At 73.6% G+C, this 18,455-nt stretch carries 17 protein-coding genes; 5 read left to right on the top strand and 12 right to left on the bottom strand.

The features are described from left to right. Positions 1–95: 95 nt before the first annotated feature. Together ACTWLT_RS06605 and ACTWLT_RS06600 are read left to right on the top strand one after the other, a co-directional pair. Positions 96–473: a DUF742 domain-containing protein gene (locus ACTWLT_RS06605; protein ID WP_030329021.1), complete on the top strand. Its 378-nt coding sequence runs from the start codon at positions 96–98 to the stop codon at positions 471–473. A gap of 1 nt (position 474) precedes the next feature. After that, positions 475–1,068, top strand: a complete 594-nt coding sequence (locus tag ACTWLT_RS06600) for a GTP-binding protein (protein ID WP_328423405.1) — start codon at positions 475–477, stop codon at positions 1,066–1,068. Positions 1,069–1,343: 275 nt separating this feature from the next. Here the strand turns inward: ACTWLT_RS06600 and ACTWLT_RS06595 are convergent, their stop codons facing one another. Together ACTWLT_RS06595 and ACTWLT_RS06590 are read right to left on the bottom strand one after the other, a co-directional pair. After that, entirely contained in the window at positions 1,344–3,740 is a 2,397-nt protein-coding gene (locus tag ACTWLT_RS06595; RefSeq protein WP_445317646.1) for a transposase, read from the bottom strand. 39 nt (positions 3,741–3,779) lie between these two features. Then, positions 3,780–4,751, bottom strand: a complete 972-nt coding sequence (locus ACTWLT_RS06590) for a SatS C-terminal domain-containing protein (RefSeq protein WP_445317542.1) — start codon at positions 4,749–4,751, stop codon at positions 3,780–3,782. Between the two features lie 201 nt (positions 4,752–4,952). On the opposite strand from ACTWLT_RS06590, the gene ACTWLT_RS06585 reads away from it, so the two are divergent. Continuing rightward, positions 4,953–5,297, top strand: a complete 345-nt coding sequence (locus ACTWLT_RS06585; RefSeq protein ID WP_252415852.1) for a PadR family transcriptional regulator — start codon at positions 4,953–4,955, stop codon at positions 5,295–5,297. Positions 5,298–5,310: 13 nt separating this feature from the next. Here the strand turns inward: ACTWLT_RS06585 and ACTWLT_RS06580 are convergent, their stop codons facing one another. The 10 genes from ACTWLT_RS06580 to deoC all read right to left on the bottom strand — a co-directional run bounded on the left by ACTWLT_RS06580 (position 5,311) and on the right by deoC (position 16,918). Then, the gene (locus tag ACTWLT_RS06580; protein WP_252415851.1) at positions 5,311–5,985 is read right to left on the bottom strand and encodes a permease prefix domain 1-containing protein; all 675 of its coding nucleotides are present in this window, start codon (positions 5,983–5,985) and stop codon (positions 5,311–5,313) included. Between the two features lie 68 nt (positions 5,986–6,053). After that, entirely contained in the window at positions 6,054–7,895 is a 1,842-nt protein-coding gene (cydC, locus tag ACTWLT_RS06575; protein WP_445317541.1) for a thiol reductant ABC exporter subunit CydC, read from the bottom strand. After that, positions 7,892–9,568 (bottom strand): thiol reductant ABC exporter subunit CydD, encoded by a 1,677-nt coding sequence (gene cydD, locus ACTWLT_RS06570; protein WP_445317540.1) that lies wholly within the window; start codon positions 9,566–9,568, stop codon positions 7,892–7,894. The genes cydC and cydD overlap by 4 nt, the downstream gene beginning before the upstream one ends. Continuing rightward, entirely contained in the window at positions 9,565–10,578 is a 1,014-nt protein-coding gene (locus ACTWLT_RS06565; RefSeq protein WP_445317539.1) for a cytochrome d ubiquinol oxidase subunit II, read from the bottom strand. Before ACTWLT_RS06565 ends, cydD begins: the two co-directional genes overlap by 4 nt. A gap of 4 nt (positions 10,579–10,582) precedes the next feature. Further along, positions 10,583–11,833: a cytochrome ubiquinol oxidase subunit I gene (locus ACTWLT_RS06560; protein WP_445317538.1), complete on the bottom strand. Its 1,251-nt coding sequence runs from the start codon at positions 11,831–11,833 to the stop codon at positions 10,583–10,585. Between the two features lie 194 nt (positions 11,834–12,027). Further along, a complete protein-coding gene (locus tag ACTWLT_RS06555; RefSeq protein WP_445317537.1) occupies positions 12,028–12,933 on the bottom strand; it encodes a M56 family metallopeptidase in 906 nt (301 codons plus the stop codon). A 10-nt stretch (positions 12,934–12,943) separates the two neighbouring features. Continuing rightward, positions 12,944–13,411, bottom strand: coding sequence for a BlaI/MecI/CopY family transcriptional regulator (locus ACTWLT_RS06550; protein WP_445317536.1), 468 nt, complete (start codon positions 13,409–13,411; stop codon positions 12,944–12,946). A 293-nt stretch (positions 13,412–13,704) separates the two neighbouring features. Beyond that, entirely contained in the window at positions 13,705–14,529 is an 825-nt protein-coding gene (locus tag ACTWLT_RS06545) for an aldehyde dehydrogenase family protein (protein WP_445317535.1), read from the bottom strand. After that, entirely contained in the window at positions 14,522–15,952 is a 1,431-nt protein-coding gene (locus ACTWLT_RS06540) for an aldehyde dehydrogenase family protein (protein ID WP_252415843.1), read from the bottom strand. Before ACTWLT_RS06540 ends, ACTWLT_RS06545 begins: the two co-directional genes overlap by 8 nt. A gap of 6 nt (positions 15,953–15,958) precedes the next feature. Continuing rightward, a complete protein-coding gene (gene deoC, locus ACTWLT_RS06535; RefSeq protein WP_252415842.1) occupies positions 15,959–16,918 on the bottom strand; it encodes a deoxyribose-phosphate aldolase in 960 nt (319 codons plus the stop codon). Between the two features lie 146 nt (positions 16,919–17,064). Here deoC and upp point away from each other — a divergent pair, with 146 nt between their 5' ends. Continuing rightward, positions 17,065–17,697 (top strand): uracil phosphoribosyltransferase, encoded by a 633-nt coding sequence (gene upp, locus ACTWLT_RS06530; protein ID WP_252415841.1) that lies wholly within the window; start codon positions 17,065–17,067, stop codon positions 17,695–17,697. A 73-nt stretch (positions 17,698–17,770) separates the two neighbouring features. Continuing rightward, positions 17,771–18,448 (top strand): GOLPH3/VPS74 family protein, encoded by a 678-nt coding sequence (locus tag ACTWLT_RS06525; RefSeq protein WP_252415840.1) that lies wholly within the window; start codon positions 17,771–17,773, stop codon positions 18,446–18,448. Positions 18,449–18,455 lie beyond the last annotated feature (7 nt).

The raw sequence follows: 18,455 nt of genomic DNA, 5'->3' as shown, positions 1-18,455 counted from the left end.
CGCCGATCGTGAGGTCGGCGCAACTGCACAACGACAACAACGACGGGTTTCACCGGTGGGAGCCGGTACGGGGTACGAAGGAGGTGAGCGGCGACATGGCCGATCGTGACGAACCGACCGGAGCGTTGGTCCGTCCATACGCCGTGACCCGTGGTCGTACCCGTCCCCGGCTCGACATCGCGCTGGAGGCGCTCGTCGAGACGACGGTGCGCGGTCGGGCCGCTGCCAATGGCAACGGCGGCCAGGGCCGCGAACACCAGTACATCGCCGCGCTGTGTGACGGACGCGTGCAATCGCTCGCCGAGATCGCGGCGCGGATGCAGCTCCCGCTCGGTGTGGCCCGGGTGCTCATCGCCGACATGGCGACGGACGGCCTGGTCGCGGTCCACGAGCCGACCATCCTGGACGACTCCGACGACGCGGTGGGCACTGAACTGCTGGAGAGGGTGCTGAGTGGACTTCGCAGGCTCTGACATGTCGCACCGCCCGCCGAACCCGAGCGCGCGCGTGACGTCGGCGAAGATCGTTATCGCCGGTGGATTCGGCGTCGGTAAAACGACGCTGGTCGGCTCGGTCTCGGAGATCACGCCGCTGACCACCGAGGCCATCATGACCTCCGCCGGCGTGGGCGTCGACGACACCCGGCAGGTGCCGGGCAAGACGACGACCACGGTGGCCATGGACTTCGGCCGGATCTCGATCGACCGTGACCTGATCCTGTACCTGTTCGGTACGCCGGGTCAGACCCGATTCTGGTTCATGTGGGACGAACTGGTTCGGGGCGCCATCGGTGCGGTCGTGCTGGTGGACACTCGCCGGCTGGCTGACTGCTTCGCGGCGATCGACTTCTTCGAGCATCGGCGGCTGCCGTATCTGGTGGCCATCAACTGCTTCGACGGGATGCAGTACCACGACCCGCAGGACGTCCGGGACGCGCTGGCGATCTCGAGCGACGTGCCGGTGGTGGCCTGCGACGCCCGTAACCGGGAGTCGACGAAGCACGTGCTGATCTCGCTGGTCGAGTACGTGCTCACCATGCGCCGTACGCGCGCCGTCGCCCCGGCCTGACCGGGACGGATCCGCGCCCGGTGGTGGCCTCGCCGCCACCGGGCGCTGAGTGCTGTCCAGGGCCGGTCAACGTTCGACCCCGCCGAGATCCTGGAAGGAAGCCGCCCCCCGGAGGGGCCGGGTCCTTCCAGGATCTCTTCGTTGAACAGACGCGGCGACGGCGTCCGGGGCGTGTGTTTCCGCCCCGGGACGTCCGTCGCCGTAGTGTGCTCCCGCCACCGGGCTGTCAGCGTTGAATCAGCCGACGGTGGCGGGAACCGCGTGGGTGCGAGTGGTCAGGACTGGTAGCCGGCGGACCGGTACTCGTACTCCCGGTCGTCGTCGCGGTCGCCGTGGTCGCGGCTGAAGTCCCAGCCGCCGGCGGCCTCGCGACCCGGGCGGCCGCCCACCGCGAAGCCGCCGATCTCCTGCCCACGGCGCCAGCCGCGGAAGTAGCCGGTGGTGTTCTCGGCGAGGCTCGCAGCGTCACGCACTATCCGCAGTGGACGCTCCTCGCGCAACGGAGAGCCCGGGACCAGGTTGGCCTGCGGCACCCGCTTCGGCAGCCCGGCCGTCGTCTCGGCACCCACTGCCGGGCGGGCAGCCTGCTCGGCGGCCTGCCACCCGGTGTCGGCCGTGGTCGACCAGTCCAGATCGGACTCCTCGGGCTGCCCGACGAACCAAGCCGACTTGGCCTGCGCGAAGATCAGCAGGTCACCGTCGCCCTCGTCGGCGACCGGCGGCGGCCGGTGCTCGACCGGAGGCGACGGCCGGTGCTCGGGGGCGCGTTCGGCGCGGGCCGCCGGGCGTCCGTTGCGGGCGGCCTGCTCCCGATCGACGAGCCGCAGCGGTGGCGTCTCCAGATGCGGGTCCGCGGGCGGGTTGAGCCCCTCGCGCAGCGCCCGGTCGGCCAGCGGTGGCGGCTCCACCAACCGCAGCATCGGTGGCTCCTGCGGCAGGTCGTCCGCCAGCCAGGGCGGGGTGACGCGGCCGTCGGCGCGGCCCGGGTCGGTCGGGGCCTCGATGCCACGACCGCCGCCGTACGAGTAGGCGGCCGGGTTGTTGGGCGAGCTCTCGGCCGGGTCCTCCGGGTTGTTGACCAGTGGCCAGTTGGCCCGGGAGCCCGGCGGCGCGGACTCCTGACCGGGCCGGGGCGTGGGCACCGGGATGCTGAGATCGGTGGCGCTGAAACCACCGGTGGGCGGCTCGTCGACGACCGGGCGTTGCAGAGGGCTCGATCGGAGATCACCGTTGGTCTTCGGGCGCGGTGGGATGACCGTGCGCTGCCGCTCGGCCCGCGCGTTGTTGATCGCGGCGGTGGTCAGCGTCGGCCGGAACGGTTCGCCGGCCTCGGCCGGTGGCACCGTGCCGCGCTGCGCCGGTGCGATCGGGGTGATCCCGGGCGGCGGGGGCGGCGGCGAGGAGACCGGTCGGTTGGTCGGACCGTCGATGCGGCTCTGGGTGAACTCGGTGCGCCCGGGCGGGGCGGACACCGGCGGACCGGCGTGCGCGGCCGGGGCCACCGGAGCGGGCGCGACCGGAGGCGGCGTGACCGGTGCCGGGGCGACGGGTGGCGGTCCGAGCGGGCGGGGCGACGCCAGCGGGGCGCCCCCCGGAACCGGCTCGGGACGGCTGCGCCGGCCACCGGTGGGCGCGGGCTCGGCGGCGGCCGGGTTCGGCCGGACCGCTCGCAACCCGGTGCCGCTGGTGGGCGCGCCGGCCAGCTCGCCGACCGACTCGCCACGACGGGCGGCGGCGCGACGGCCGGGCGCCGGCGCGGGGGTGCTGACCCGGGCGCTGAGCGCACTGACCAGAGCCTCGCACCCGGCGTCGCAGGCCCGTACGGAGGCGACCGCCTGCCGGACCGTCTCGGCCACCGCAGAGGTGAGAGCCCGGTTCACGGCGGCGCGGCGGGGCGTCTCGGAGATGGCCACCTGGAGGGCGGTGACGGCCTCGTTGATTTCTTCGGCGTCGGCCACGCCGTCGGCGGCGAGGTGGGCGGCGATGGCGTCGGCGGCGACCGAGACCTCACGACCCCGGGCGACGGTGCCGCCGAGCATGCCCGGCTCGGGCAGCGCGTCCAGCACGGCCAGCGAGACCGGCTCAGCCGGATCCGGGTAGGCCCGTAGCGCCGCCGGGTACAGCTCGCGCAGCACCTCGCGCAGCGCCACGGCGGCGGAGTGCCGACCGCTGGCCAGCGCGGCGTGCGCGGAGAGCACCTGCTTGTAGCCGGCCAGGTCCCGGGGTGCCGGCAGGGTGACCGCGGAGAGCGCACCCGCCTGCAGTGCGCGGGCGAGGCCGACGGCCCGGCGTTCCGCCGGCGGGGACTGCATCTCCTCCAGGGAGTCGTCGTCGGCGAACCGCTCGGCGAAGTCGTCCACCGAGTCGTCGTCGGCGATCGCCAGGGGTCGACCCGCCGCGCTCAACAGCGAGGTGACCGTGTGGTCGTCGCTGTCGGCGGCGATGGCCGCACCGCTCGGCCCGCCCGACCGCTCCACGAGCAGCGCGACGAGCCGGGCGTAACCAGCCGCGTCGTCGCCGATCTCGCAGACATGCAGCAGACGGCCTGCGTCGTCGACCACAGCGGACGTCAGCGTCGAACCGGCCGAGGCCGGTCGATCAGCCGGGTCCGCCGAGGCCAGACCGCAGTACACGCGCACGAGCGCCACGGCGTCGTCCTCCTCCCGGGACAGGTCTTTCCTCTGCCAGCAACTGATGCTCCCCGGTACGGGTCAGTCGCGCCAGTCCACGACCGCAGAGATCTTGCCGACAATGGTGCGCCAACCCAGACTTGCGGTTTGTGCCCCGATTTTCTTCAGCCGCCGTCGGCCCATGAAACCGCCGATGCCGCCGTTGACGGTGGCCCGCAGCGCCTCGTCCAGGTCGTCCAGGCTGGAGTCCGCGGAGAGCATGTCCAGGACCGCAGGCAGCCGCAACGCGTACGACAGGTCACGGGCGGCCTCGCCAGCCTTGATCAGGAGGGTCGAGTCCCAGGTGTCGTGACCGCCGCGCAGGTTCTCCACCACGAGGTCGAGCTCGTAGGTGTCCTCGTCGAGCGGCGCGATGTCGGCCGGCTCCACCCGTTCGGCCAATTCATTCCAGCTGTCCAGTTGGGACAGATCGTTGGGCGCACCGGATCGGATGAAACTGACCAACGACTCGGGGGTCTTGAACAGCAGCAGCTTGCCCCGGTGGGTGAGGAAGACCGGCACCTCCTCGTCGTCCGCCTCGTCGGCGACGTCCTCGTCCTCATCGTCGTCGTCGGTCGCGTCGGCGTCCGTGGCGCCGTCGCGGCGACGGCGCGACGGCTCCTCCTCGTCGCTGTCGGCGAACTCCTCGGCCAGTTCCTCGTCGAGGATGACGACGGTCTCGTCGTCCTCGTCCTCGACCACCTGACGGCGGGCGAGGAACGGGTCGTCCTGGTCGCGCTCGGTCACGTCGGTCGGGGTCAGCTCCCCCGCCGGCCGGTAGGCCCGCAGCGTGAAGCCGGTGCCGGCGGGCAGGTCGATCTCCACCGGGTCGATCCGCACCTCGTCCCAGAGCGACCGGTCGCTCGACGCCGACGCGCGGCCGGTCTCGTCCGACTCGTCGGCGTCGTCTGGCTCGGCCGGACCGGTGGTGTCGTCGAGCTCGGGCTCGTCGGCGTCGGGCCGTTGGGGCGACTGGCGGGCCACGCTGACCTCCGTGTGCTTCGGGTTGCCCACCCGCCGGCGTCTCCGACCGGCGAGTGACTCTGGGCACATACCCTAGTCGGCGGCCCTGGGTGACCGGAGCCCGCACCCCGATGGCCGAGCGGTGCACCGGCTCGGGCCTGCGGGTCGCCGCTGACAGCCGCAGGTTACCGCTGGCGTGTCCGGGTGGCTGCCGGTGGCGGACCGGCCGTCTGACAAGTAGCGTTGCTACGCATGAAGGCGCAGGAGTTGCACGGCCACCTCGACGCCCTGCTGCTCGCCGTTCTCGAACAGGGCGCGCTGCACGGCTACGCCATCATCGAGGCGCTGCGGGCGCGCAGCGACGGCAACCTCGACCTGCCGACCGGCACCATCTACCCGGCGCTGCGGCGGCTGGAGCGCGCCGGGCACGTGGCGAGCACCTGGAGCACGGTCAACGGTCGGGAGCGGCGGACGTACCAGCTCACCGACGACGGCCGACGGGCACTGGCCGGTGAGCGCGCCGGTTGGCGCGAGTTCCGCACGACGGTCGGCCAGTTCCTCGACCCGGCCGGCCCACCCCCCGGCACCCCGGCCTGAGCCGCCCGCCCGGTCAGCGGGCGGTGGCCCGCAACCAGCCGCGCGCCGCGCGGGCCAGCGAGAAGTAGGCGGCGCCGGCCAGCACCACTCCGATGATCATCGGCGGCCAGGTCAGCGCCGCGTCCCAGAGCCCGATCGACCAGGCGAAGAGTGCGGTGCCGGCCAGCATGCCGAGGAGCAGGATGCCGGTCAGGCCGGCGCCGACCACGCGCTGCGCCAACGCCAGGCCCGGCCGCGCGGAGCGGGCGCTCACCGTCACGACCACCAGGCCGGCCACGGCGAGCAGCAGCGCCCCCATCCAGATCCAGTCGACCGAGGCGGAGAGCAGCCGGTAGACGGCGGGCGGCTGCGGGCCGTCGCTCCAGCTCGCACCGTGCCAGGTCAGGTCGCCCGCCACCACCAGCACCCCGGCGATCGCCAGCATCCGCAGCGAGAGCCCGCGCAGCGCCCCCACCGCCAGCTCGGCCTGCCAGGAGGGGACGAGCTGCGCCGGTGAGCCGAACTCCGCCACCGCACGCCGTTGCGCCTCCGTGGCCGGCACCCCGTCCTCCCGGTACGCCTCGACGGCGTCCAGCAGCCCGTGCCGGGCCTCGGTCAGCAGGTCGGACTTCAGTCGCGCCGGCCCCTGCAACCGGGTGGCCAGCTCCCGGAGGTGCTCCTCCACCAACACGTCCTCGCAGTGCGGCATGACACCACCCTGTCACGGACGCGGGCGCGCCGACGTCCGGGAAAACCCTGGTCGAGCCCGGAGACGGGTCAGGGGGCGAGTGCCAGGTACCCGCGTTCGGCCGCCGCCTGGAGCAGCCACTGGTCCCGGTACCAACCGGGTGCGGCGACCAGGTCGGAGTGCCGGCCGCGCTGGATCACCCGGCCGGCGTCGAGAACGACGATCTCGTCCAGCTCGGCCAGCCCGCTGAGTCGGTGGCTGATCAGCAGCACCGAGTGCCCGGCGGGGGTGGCGGCGAGGGCGGAGGCGAGCACGGCGTCCGCGGCGCTCGGGTCCAGCCCTTCGGTGGGCTCGTCGAGCACCAGCACCGGCGGCGCGGCGAGCAGGGCCCTGGCGAGCGCCAGCCGTTGCCGCTGGCCGCCGGAGAGCTGGCCGCCCTCCTCACCGACCAGGGTGTCCCAACCCGCAGGCTGGGCGTGTACCCAGTCCAGCAGGCCGGCGGCGGCTGTCGCGGCCGTCAGCTCCTCCTCGCCGGCGGTGGCACGGCCGAGCAGCAGGTTCTCGCGAACCGTGGCGTGGAAGACGTACGCCTCGGCGAGCAGTCCACCGACGGCGCGGGGCAGCTCGTCCTCGGCGTACGCCGACAGGTCGCGGCCGTCCAGGGTGACCCGGCCGGACGTGGGCCGGACCGCGCCGGTCAGCACGGCGGCCAGGGTGCTCTTGCCGGCGCCGCTCGGGCCGACCACGGCGATCCGCCGCCCGGGCGGCAGATCCAGGCTCACCCGGTCCAGGGCGGGTGCGGCTCCGGCCCGGTACCGCACGGTCACGTCGACGAAGCTCAGCTCGTGCGGGCCGGCCAGGTCCACGCCGTCGACCGTGTCCGGCGTGCCCTCGACAGGCTGTGGCGGTGTGTCCGCCTCCAGCAGGGCGGCGACCCGGGTCAGGCCGGGCCGGAGCTGGGTCCACTGGCGGGCCGCGGCGACCAGGGCCAGCGCCACCTCGATGGCCGCCAGCGTGCCGACGGCCAGCACGCCGATCAGGACCCCCGGCACGTCGGCGGCCAGCGCGGTCAGCACGACCGCGGCGGCGGTCAGCCCGGCGACGAGCACCCCCGCCGCGTCCACCGCGAACCCGGTGGCGGCCAACCGGCGTTCCAGCCGGGCCAGCCGGCCGGCCCGCTGCTCGGCGGCGCGCAGAGCGGTGTCGGTGGCGCCGAACGCGGCCAGGTCGGCGGCACCGTGGGTCAGGTCGATCGCGTCGGTGGCCAGCGCGCCGCGCAGCGGGGCCACCTCGGCCGCGCTGCGCCGGGTGACCGCGGTGGCCAGCGCGGGCAGCGCCAACCCGGCGACGAGCAGGCCGATGGCGAGCACACCGGCGGCCGGCGGCGAGATCAGCGCCGCCCCGACCACGGCCGACAACCCGACCACGGCCGCCGCCGAGGCCGGCACCAGGACCCGCAGCAGCAGGTCCTGGACCGCCTCGACGTCGGAGACCAGCCTGCTCAGCACGTCCCCCGAGCGGTGCCCGGCGGTGCGACGGCCGGCGAGGGTCGCGAAGACCCGGGCCCGGACGTCGGTGATCATGCGCAGCACGGCGTCGTGCCCGGCGAGCCGTTCGGTGTAGCGGAACACGCCCCGGCTGATGGCGAGCGCCCGGACCGCGACGATCGCCACGGTGAGCCGGTCCAGCGGCGGTCGGCCGGCGGCGCTCATCAGCAGCCAGGTGGCGGTGGCCATGAGGGCGAGCCCGGCGAACTCGGTGGCGGCGGCGAGCAGCCCCGCGCCGACGAGCCGGCCCAGGTACGGCCGGGCCAGCCGCAGCACCACCCGCTCGGCGGTCAGTCGCCCGGTGGGGGCGTCGCCGGCCGGCGACTCAGGGACCGCGTCCAGCGGGCCCGGCCCGGGCGCCAGCGGCTCGGGTGCCGCGCTCATCGGGTCACCTTCCCGGTCGGCTCAGGGGTCAGCTCGGTGACCCGGCCGTCCTCGATGCGCAGGATCCGGTCGGCGTCGGCCAGTAGCGCCGGCCGGTGCGCCACCAGCAGCGCGGTCCGCCCGGCGACCAGCCGGCGGGTGGCGTCGAGCACCACCGCCTCGGCTGCGGTGTCGAGTCGGGCGGTGGGCTCGTCGAGCAGCACCACCGGGGCGTCCCGGAGGAACGCCCGCGCCAGGGCCACCCGCTGCCGCTGGCCGCTGGAGAGCCCGTGCCCGCGTTCGCCGAGCAGCGTGTCGAGCCCGTCCGGCAGACCGGCCACCACGTCGTCCAGAGCCGCGTCATTCACGGCGGCGGCGAGCGCCTGCGGTGTGGTGTCCGGCGCGCCGAGCCGGATGTTGTCGGCCAGCGAGGCGGCGAAGAGGTGGGCACGTTGCGGCACCCAGGCCACCTGCCGGCGCCAGGCGTCCGGGTCGGCGGCGGCGAGGTCGACGCCGTCCACGGTGATCCGGCCGCCGGTCGGCGTCACGAAGCCGAGCAGCAGGCCGAGCAGGGTGCTCTTGCCGGCGCCGCTGGGCCCGATGATGGCGATCCGCTCGCCGGGCCGGATGGTCAGGGTCACGTCGCGCAGCGCCGTGGTCCGCTCGTAGGCCACGGTCACCGACTCGAACCGGATCTCGCCCCGACCGTCCGGGGTGGCCGCTCCCTCGGCCGCGCGGGGTGCGGCGGGCGCGGCCGAGACGGTGAGCGCCTCGTCCAGCGCGGTGAGCCCCTCCATGCTGGCGTGGAAGCGGCTGCCGGCGGCCCGCAGCGGGAGGTACGCCTCGGGGGTGAGCAGCAGCACCAGCAGCGCGGTCTGCAGGGCCAGCCCTCCGCCGAGGAGCCGGATGCCGACCGGCACCGCGACCAGGGCCACCGACAGGGTGGCGACCAGCTCCAGCACGAGCGCGGAGAGGAAGGCGATCCGCAGCGTCTTCATGGTGGCCGTCCGGTGCCCGTCGGCCATCCGCCGCACCACCTCGGTCTGCGCCCGCGCCCGTCCGAAGGCGCGCAGCGTGGGCAGCCCGGCGACCATGTCCAGGAAGTGCCCGCCCAGCATGGAGAGGCGACGCCACTGCCGCTCGGTGGCGGCCTGCGCCTGCCAGCCGAGCAGTGCGCCGAAGACCGGGATCAACGGCAGGGTCAGCGCGATGATCACCGCCGAGCTCCAGTCGGCGAAGACGACCCGGGCCAGCACCGCGAGCGGCACGGTCACGCTCAGCACCAGTTGCGGCAGGTAGCCGGTGAAGTAGGCGTCCAGCGCGTCGAGCCCACGCCCGGCCAGGGTGGCGAGCTGTCCGGCCCGCTGCCCGGCCACCCAGCCCGGCCCGTGCCGACCCACCGCGCCGAGCAGGTCGGCCCGCAGCGCGGCCTTGACCGTCGCGGCGACCCGCGCCGAGACGGTGCCCTGCGCCCACACCAGCACGGAACGCGCAGCGACCGCGAGCACGAACCCGGCCAGCGCCGGCCGGTCCAGCCGGCCGTCGAAGGCGGCCGCCAGCACCGTGGCCAGCGCGGTGGCCTGCGCCACGATCAGCCCGGCGGCGAGGACGCCGAGCAGCGCGAGCACGGCAAGGTCGCGCCGGGCCGCGGGGACCCGGCGCAGCAGACGCGGGTCGAAGGGACGGCGGTTCACCAGTACACCGGTGCCCTGCCGTCGGTCCGTCCCCGGAAAACCCACCAGCACATCGCCTGGAAGCCTAGTAGGGCCGGCAGCAGCGGCAGCGCCACCCAGCCCAGCAGCCGCAGCGTCGGTGCGCTGGCGGCCGCGTCGGCGACCGTCAGGGAAGCGCCCGGGTCGGTCGTGGACACCAGCACGTAGGGCCAGAGGGCCGCCGCGACCAGCGCCACCGGCAGCGCCAGGGCCGCGCCGGTGGCGACCAGAGCCCACCCCGGTCGGCGCCGGGCCAGCGCCGCGCGGGCGACCAGCAGCGCCACCACCAGCAGCACCGGCAGGAGTACGGCCACCGCCGGCCGTTGGACCGACTCGCGTACCCGGGCGGAGAGCAGGCCCACGACGGTGGCCAGGGCGACCGCGGTGAGCGCCACCGGCACCAGGCGGCGGGCGGACCGGCCGACCACGGCGGCGTCGGCGGCCGGCAGTCGCAGGGTGAGGAAGGTCGCACCGTGCACCGCGATCAGGGCGACCATGGCCAGCCCGGCGGCTGCCGCGAACGGTGTGGCCAGATGCGACACCCCGGCGACGTGACCGTCGGCCTGGCGGGGTACGCCCTGCAGCAGCGCGGCCAGCAGCACACCCCAGCCCAGCGCGGCGAGCACGCTGCCGACCACCACGACGCGGTCCCAACGGGCCCGGATCCGTTCGTCGGTCGGTCGGCTGCGCAACTGCACCCCGGCGGTCACCAGGATCACCCCGGCCAGCGCGCCGGCGACCGCCGGGTAGCAGCCGGAGAGGAGTTCGCCCTCCAGGATCGGGAAGGCGCCGAAGAGGATGCCCACGGCGGCCACCAGCCAGACCTCGTTGCCGAGGAAGAACGGGCCGAGCGCGGTGAGGGCCGCCCGCCGCCCGGCCGGGCCACCGCCCCGGGCGAGCAGCAGGCCGACGCCGTAGTCGTAGCCGGCGAGCACCAGGTAGGCGCCGAAGAAGAGGCCGAGCAGGGCGTACCAGGCGAGGTCCACGGTCATCTCCTCAGGCGAGGGCGGGTTCGGGGTGGGCCGGCTCGTTCGGCGGCGCCGGCGGGCGGCCGAGCGCCGGGTCGACCGCGCCGCGCGCCGCGTGCCGCGCCAGTAGGACCCAGTTGGTGACGGCGAGGGTGCCCAGCAGCAGGCTGAAGCCGATCAGCGAGGCGAGCATCACCGGTGCGCCGACGGGGGAGACGGCCTGCTCGGTGGGGAGCAGCCCGTACGCCACCCAGGGCTGGCGGCCCACCTCCCGGGAGATCCAGCCCAGGATCACCGCGACGAACGGCAGCGGCAGGGCGAGCAGGATCAGCCAGAGCGGGAAACGCAGCCGGATGATCCAGTCCCGGAAGAGCAGCGGGAGCAGCAGCCAGACGCAGCCGAGGGTGAGGCCGATCAGGATCATGAAGCCCAGCCCGACGCTGGCGAGCACCGGTGGCGTGTAGTCGCCCGGGCCGAACCGGGCCGTCCACTCGGCGACCATGGCCTGGGCCTCCGGGCCCTGGCCGAACTTCGTCGGCTGCACCGCGCCGACCGGGCCGAACTGGGCGAAGCCGAAGCCCTGCACCAGGGTGATCGCCAGCGCCGCGGTGACCAGCCCGATCCGCAGCGAAGTGCGGAAGAGCACGAAGTCGGGGGTACGCCGGATCAGGTGCCAGGCGCTGACGGCCGCCATCAACATCCCGCCGACCAGCAGCGCGGCCGAGACCACGTGCCCGAACGCCATGCCGAGGCTGGGGTTGGTCAACAGCGCGCCGAAGTCGGTGAGGTGGGCCATCCCGTCGCGCAGCTCGTACCCGACCGGGTTCTGCAACCAGGAGTTGGCCACCATGATCCAGAACGCCGAGGCGTACGCGGTGAGGGCCACTCCCCAGAGCAGCGCGAGGTGGACGCCCTTGCGGAGCCGGTGCCAGCCGAAGATCCACATCCCGAGGAACGTGGACTCCAGGAAGAACGCCACCAGCGTCTCGATGGCGAGCGGGGCTCCGAAGACGTTGCCGACGTAGCGCGACAGGCCGCTCCAGTTCAGGCCGAACTGGAACTCCATCACGATGCCGGTGGCGATGCCGAGCACGTAATTGATCACGTAGAGCTGGCCCCAGTACCGGGTGAGCCGCTCCCATGCCGGGTTGCCCGTGATGACCCAGGCGGTCTGCATCCCGACCAGCAGGGTGACCAGCCCGAGTGTGACGACCACGAACAGGAAGTGGATCGAGGTGGTGGTGGCGAACTGCAGACGGGCGAGGAGCAGCGTGTCCATGACCGGGTCTCCGTAAGCGTTGGCTCCCTTGTCGTAGCAACCCTACACGTAGCTTGGCTACATGTCGGCTACTACACCCTGTCGTAGATAATCCTACGACAAGTTGTAGTAGTTATGGGTTCGAGGATCGCGCTCGATCATGGAGAAAGGCGCACGCGGGCCGGGCGGTGCGCGGCGTGGGGGGTGCGGGTGGGTCAGCTCAGGAAGAGGCTGATCGGGAGGGCGACCAGCATCGTGGCGATCGCGAGGGCCGTGGCACCGAGCACCCGGGGCGGCTGGTCGCTGACCAGCAGCCGCTGCACGCGTACGTCCAGGTCGCGGTCGCCCATGCCCAGCGCGCCCGCCGGGGTGATCCGGTGACCGGCGGCGGCGAACCGGCGCAGCGCGCCCGCCAGCGGCGCCTCGGCGTGCAGCTCGCGCGCCTTGTCGTCGGCGCGCATTTCGACCAGCAGGGCGACCCGCTCGTGGGCGTCGCGGACCCAGCGGAACCACGGCAACGCGCGGCAGAGCGCGGTGAAGGGCAGCAGCACCAGGTCGTGGCGCTCGTTGGCATGAGCGCGCTCGTGGGTGAGCACCGCGGCCAGTTCGGCACGATCCAGCAGGCTCAGCGTGCCCGCGCTGACCACCACCTGCGGCTTCACCCCCGGCAGGCAGTACGCCGCGGCGCTCGGATGGTCCAGCACCAGCGCTCCGGGGGCGGCCGGGTCGTCCCGGGCGACCAGCGTGAGCAGGTCCCGGTGGCGGCGCTGGGCGCGTACGGTGCCGTGGATGCTGCGCACGGTCGTGGTGACCAGCACCGCTCCGATGCCGAAGCCCACACCCACGCCGGCCAGGTGGAAGGCGGTCACCCCGACCGGCAGGGTGCCGTGGGCGAGGTCGGTGGTCAGGGCGAGCAGCGCGCTCCCGGTCGGGAGGTCGTACGCGGTCACCCCGAGCGCCATCGGCAGGCCCATCGCGGAGAGGCCGACCGCCAGCCCGACCGCCTGCCAGCAGATGATCGCCACCCGGGGGCTGCGCCACGTCCAGGTGGACCGGGCCAGCACCTGAGCGGTCAGATAGCAGGCCAGCATGGTGGCGGCGAAGTGCACGGCGTAGGCCACGGCGCGTGCCCTACCGCTCCGCTGCCTCGTCGGCCGCCCGCCGGCCCGCCGGCCCGTCCACCCGGTCGGTCAGCTCGGCGCCAGCTCGGCCGCTGGTGGAGTCCGCGCCGGTCAGCCCGGCCTCGCTCCCCAGCGCCGCACGCAGCACCTCGGCCTCCGTGCCGGTCACCGAGCGCGCGAAGCGCACCAGTGCGGCGTCCCGACTGCCGCCCAGGTCGAGGGCGTCGAGCATGAGCTGGGCGATGTGCGCCTCGCGGCTGGCCGCGGGCCGGTACCGCCAGGCCCTGCCTTCCCGCTCCCGCTGCACCATGCCCTTGCCGGCGAGCCGGTCCAGCACGGTCATCACCGTGGTGTACGCCAGCTCGCGGCCGTCGAGCGCGTCGGCCACCTCGCGCACGGTCACTCCGTCCGACGTGCCGGGGACCACGTCCCACAGCACGTCCATCACCGCACGCTCAAGATCGCCCAACCGAGTCACCCCCCAATCCTACCCCCGGTAGTAGACCCCCACCGAAGCGGCCAAGATCTGCACAAGAACGGTGAAGTTGCTGCCTCAGTCGCCCCGGAGGCAGCAACTTCAGGCGAAGCTGCACGGAGCCGCGACACACCGCTGGCCGGTGACCCCACGAGGGGCACCGGCCAGCAAGATCGAACACCCGCGCGGGCACGGACCACGTCAGGTTTTCCGGGGAGCCCCGCCCGCGTAGGGATCAAGCCTGACCGCCCGGAGCGGGCGGGGCTCCCCGGAAAACCCCAGGGCCGGGGACAGCATCACACCCCCTTGGGATGCCAGACCGTCTTCGTCTCCAGCAGGGTGGTCATCCGGGTCACGCCCGGGTCGGCGGACCAGTCGTGGTCGGCCGGCGCCGGCCGGAGCACCCGCTTGAGGTTCTCCGCCGCCTTGACCTCCAGGTCGGCCGCCAGGTCGGCGTCGGTGACCCCGGTCAGGTCGATCGCGTTGACGTCCATGTGCGCGGCCAGCGTCGGCGCGGTCTCGGTGATCCTGCCGGTGAGGATGTTGACCACTCCGCCGGGCAGGTCGGAGGTGGCCAGCACCTCGGCCAGCGTCACCGCCGCCAGCGGCTCGCTCGGGGATGCCGCCACCACCACCGTGTTGCCGGTGACGATCGCCGGGGCGATCACGCTGACCAGACCGAGCAGCGCCGGACGCTCCGGGGCGACCACCGCGACCACGCCGGTCGGCTCGGGCGCGGAGATGTTGAAGTACGGGCCGGCGACCGGGTTGGCGCCGCCGTACACCTGGGCCAGCTTGTCGGCCCAGCCGGCGTACCAGACCCAGCGGTCGACCGCGGCGTCCACCTCGTCGCCGGGGATGCCCAGGGCGACGAACTGCTCGCGGCGGCCCTCCAGCATCTCGGCGGCCCGGTAGAGGATCTGACCCCGGTTGTACGCGGTCGCGCCGGCCCAGCCCTTCACGGCGGCGCGGGCGGCGACCACCGCGTCCCGGGCGTCCTTGCGGGAGGCCAGTGACACATTCGAGGACTGCACGAGATACGACCGTCCCGACTCGCTGCGCGGGAACTTCCCGCCGATGAAGAGCTTGTACGTCTTGCGTACCGCGACCCGCTCAGACATTGAGGTAGCCCTCCAGCCCGTGCCGGCCGCCCTCGCGACCGTAGCCCGACTCCTTGTACCCGCCGAACGGCGAGGTGGGGTCGAACTTGTTGAACGTGTTGGCCCAGACGACGCCGGCGCGGAGCCGGTCGGCCATCCAGAGGATCCGGGAACCCTTGTCGGTCCAGATGCCGGCCGACAGCCCGTACGGCGTGTTGTTGGCCTTCTCGACGGCCTCGGCCGGGGTGCGGAACGTGAGCACCGACAGCACCGGGCCGAAGATCTCCTCGCGGGCGATCCGGTGCGCCTGGGTGACGCCGGTGAAGATGGTCGGCGCGAACCAGAAGCCCCGGTCAGGCAGCTCGCACGGAGGGGACCAGCGCTCGGCGCCCTCGGCGGAGCCGGCGTCGGACAGCTCGCGGATCCGCTCCAGCTGGGCGGCCGAGTTGATCGCACCGATGTCGGTGTTCTTGTCCAGCGGGTCGCCCACGCGCAGCTGGGCCATCCGCCGCTTCAGCGACTCCAGCACCCGGTCGGCGACGTTCTCCTGGACGAGCAGCCGGGAGCCGGCGCAACAGACGTGCCCCTGGTTGAAGAAGATGCCGTTGACGATGCCCTCGACGGCCTGGTCGATCGGCGCGTCGTCGAAGACGATGTTGGCGGCCTTGCCGCCCAGCTCCAGGGTGAGCTTCTTGCGGGTGCCGGCGACCGACCGGGCGATGGCCCGGCCGACGTCGGTGGAACCGGTGAAGGCGACCTTGTCCACGCCGGGGTGCTCGACCAGCGTCCGGCCGGTGTCGCCGGCGCCGGTGATGATGTTGACGACGCCGGCCGGCAGCTCGGCCTGCTGGCAGATCTCGGCGAAGAGCAGCGCGGTCAGTGGGGTGGTCTCCGCGGGCTTCAGCACCACCGTGTTGCCGGCCGCGAGCGCCGGGGCGATCTTCCAGGCCAGCATGAGCAGCGGGAAGTTCCACGGGATGACCTGCGCGGCGACGCCGATCGGCCGGGGGTTCGCGCCGAAGCCGGCGTGCTCCAGCTTGTCGGCCCAGCCGGCGTAGTAGAAGAAGTGCGCGGCGACCAGCGGCAGGTCGACGTCGCGCGACTCCTTGATCGGCTTGCCGTTGTCCAGCGACTCCAGCACGGCCAGCTCGCGGGAGCGCTCCTGGATGAGCCGGGCGATCCGGAACAGGTACTTGGCCCGGTCCCGGCCCGGCATCGGGCCCCAGACCTTCTCGTACGCCTTCCGGGCGGCGCGTACCGCGCGCTCCACGTCCTGCGTGCCGGCCTCGGACACCTCGGCCAGCACCTCCTCGGAGGCGGGGTTGATCGACTTGAAGCTGCCGCCGTCGGCGGGGTCGACGAACTCACCGTCGATGAACAGCCCGTACGAGGCTTTGAGGTCCACCACCGAGCGGGACTCGGGGGCGGGTGCGTATTCGAACATCGGCTATCAGTCCAGGGTGAAGTAGTCGGGACCGGAGTAGGTGCCGGTCGTCAGCTTGGTGCGCTGCATCAGCAGGTCGTTGAGCAGGCTGGACGCGCCGAAGCGGAACCAGTCCGGGTCGAGCCAGTCCGTGCCGACGGTCTCGTTGACCATCACCAGGTACTTGATCGCGTCCTTGGTGTTCTTGATGCCGCCGGCCGGCTTCACGCCGACCTGCCGCCCGGTGGCGGCCCGGAAGTCGCGGACCGCCTCCAGCATCACCAGGGTCACCGGCGGCGTCGCGGCGACCGGGACCTTGCCGGTGGAGGTCTTGATGAAGTCGCCGCCGGCCAGCATGGCCAGCCAGGAGGCCCGACGGACGTTGTCGTAGGTGGCCAGCTCGCCGGTCTCCAGGATCACCTTGAGGTGGGCGTCCCCGGCGGCTTCCTTGGTGGCCACGATCTCGTCGTAGACCTCCTTGTACCGCCCGGCCAGGAACGCACCCCGGTTGATGACCATGTCGATCTCGTCGGCGCCGGCCGCGACGGCGGCCCGGGTGTCGGCGAGCTTGATCTCCAGCGGCGCCTGGCCCGACGGGAAGGCGGTCGCCACGCTGGCCAGGTGCACACCGCTGCCGCGCAGCACCTCGGCGACGTGCGGAACCATGGCCGGGTAGACGCAGACGGCGCCGACGTGCGGGCACGACGGGTCGGCCGGGTCCGGGCGCAGCGCCTTCGCGGCCAGCGCGCGCACCTTGCCGGGGGTGTCCGCCCCCTCCAGGGTGGTCAGATCGACCATGCGGATCGCCAGGTCGATGGCCTGAGCCTTGGCGGTGGTCTTGATGGAGCGGGTGCCGAGCTGTGCCGCCCGCTGCTCCGCGCCGACCTGGTCCACGCCCGGCAGGCCGTGCAGGAAGGTCCGCAGAGCGGTCTCGGATCGTCCCAGCTCGGAGAGCTCCGACCGGGCCGACGTCGTTGTCGCCGTCATGCCCGGAAGTCTACGCACCGGACCGCCGAGTGATCTTGCTCACGCGAGCGCGACGGGTGGGCCGGCGGGTGGGTCGGCGTGAGCGGCGTCGCTGGTCCGACCGCAGCCGTAACGCCGCGCCGGACGGACCGGTAGGTTGAGCGATCGTGGACGTACACGTCATTGACCACCCGCTGGCCCAGTCTCGGCTGACCGCCATGCGGGACGCGCGCACCGATTCCTCGACGTTCCGGGCGGCGCTGCACGAACTGACCACCATGCTGGTGTACGAGGCGGCGCGCTCCTTCCCCGTCGAGCGGTACCCGGTGCAGACGCCGGTCACCGGCACGGAGGGCACCCGGCTGGCCAACCCGCCGCTGCTGGTGCCGGTGCTGCGGGCCGGCCTGGGCATGGCGGACGCCGCGCTCGGCCTGCTGCCCGAGTCCTCGATGGGCTTCGTCGGCCTGGCCCGGGACGAGGCGACCTACGAGCCGCGCGCGTACATGGAGTCGCTGCCCCGGGAGCTGTCCGGCCTGCCGGTGCTGGTGCTCGACCCGATGCTGGCCACCGGCGGTTCGCTGGAGCACTGCTGCCGGCTGCTGGCCGACCGGGGTTGCACCGACATCACCGTGCTCTGCGTGCTCGCCGCGCCGGTCGGCATCGAGCGGCTGGAACGCTCCGGCCTGCCGTTGCGGCTCGTCACCGCCTCGATCGACGAGGGGCTCAACGACCGGATGTTCATCGTCCCCGGGCTCGGCGACGCCGGCGACCGCCAGTTCGGCGGCATGCCCCGCTTCTGAGTCCTTACCCGGTCGGTGCCGGGTCCGGCGGGTTCGCGCGCGGTGGTGCGCGAACCCGCTACCGTTTCCGGCCATGACTGGTGTTGCGCTCGCCGAGGAGCTGCTTCTCCTCGCCTACGACGACACGACCGGCAAGGCGACCATGCCGAGGATCAGCCTGGACCTGGGCATGGCCGCCGCGGTCCTGGTCGAGCTGGCCCTCGCCGGCCGGATCGCGTACGCCGACGGATCCCTGACCGTGGTCGACCCGAGGCCCACCGGCGAGCCGGTCACCGACGAGGTGCTGGGCCGGATCGCCGCCGACACCCCGCACACCCCGGCCTCGTGGGTGCAGCGCCTGCGGCACGGCCTGCGTGACCGGATCCTCGGTGACCTGTGCCAGCAGGGCGTGGTCCGGGACATCGACGAGACCGAGCTGGGCTTCATCCACGTGCACCGCTACCCGGTCGTGGACCGGTCCGTCGAGGCGGAGACCCGGCTGCGACTCGCCGAGGCGCTGACCGGCGGCGCTGCCCCGGACGAGCGGACCGCCGCGCTGGCCACCCTGGTCGTGGTGCTGCGAATGGAGTCGGCGCTCGGGGTGACCGGCGAGGCCGCCGCCGACGCCCGCCGCCGGCTGGAGGAGATCGCCACCGGCGCCGGGTTCTCCGGCGAGGTGAGCATCGACGACTCGGTGGTCCGCCCCTCGGTCGGCCTGGTCGTCGCCGCCCTGGGCAGGGCCGTCGACGCCGCCCTCGGCCCCCGCCGCTGATCCCTTC

This window comes from Micromonospora yongxingensis, assembly GCF_052601155.1.
Note: the sequence above shows the minus strand (reverse complement) of the source record. Positions and strands in the feature narration are given on the sequence as shown.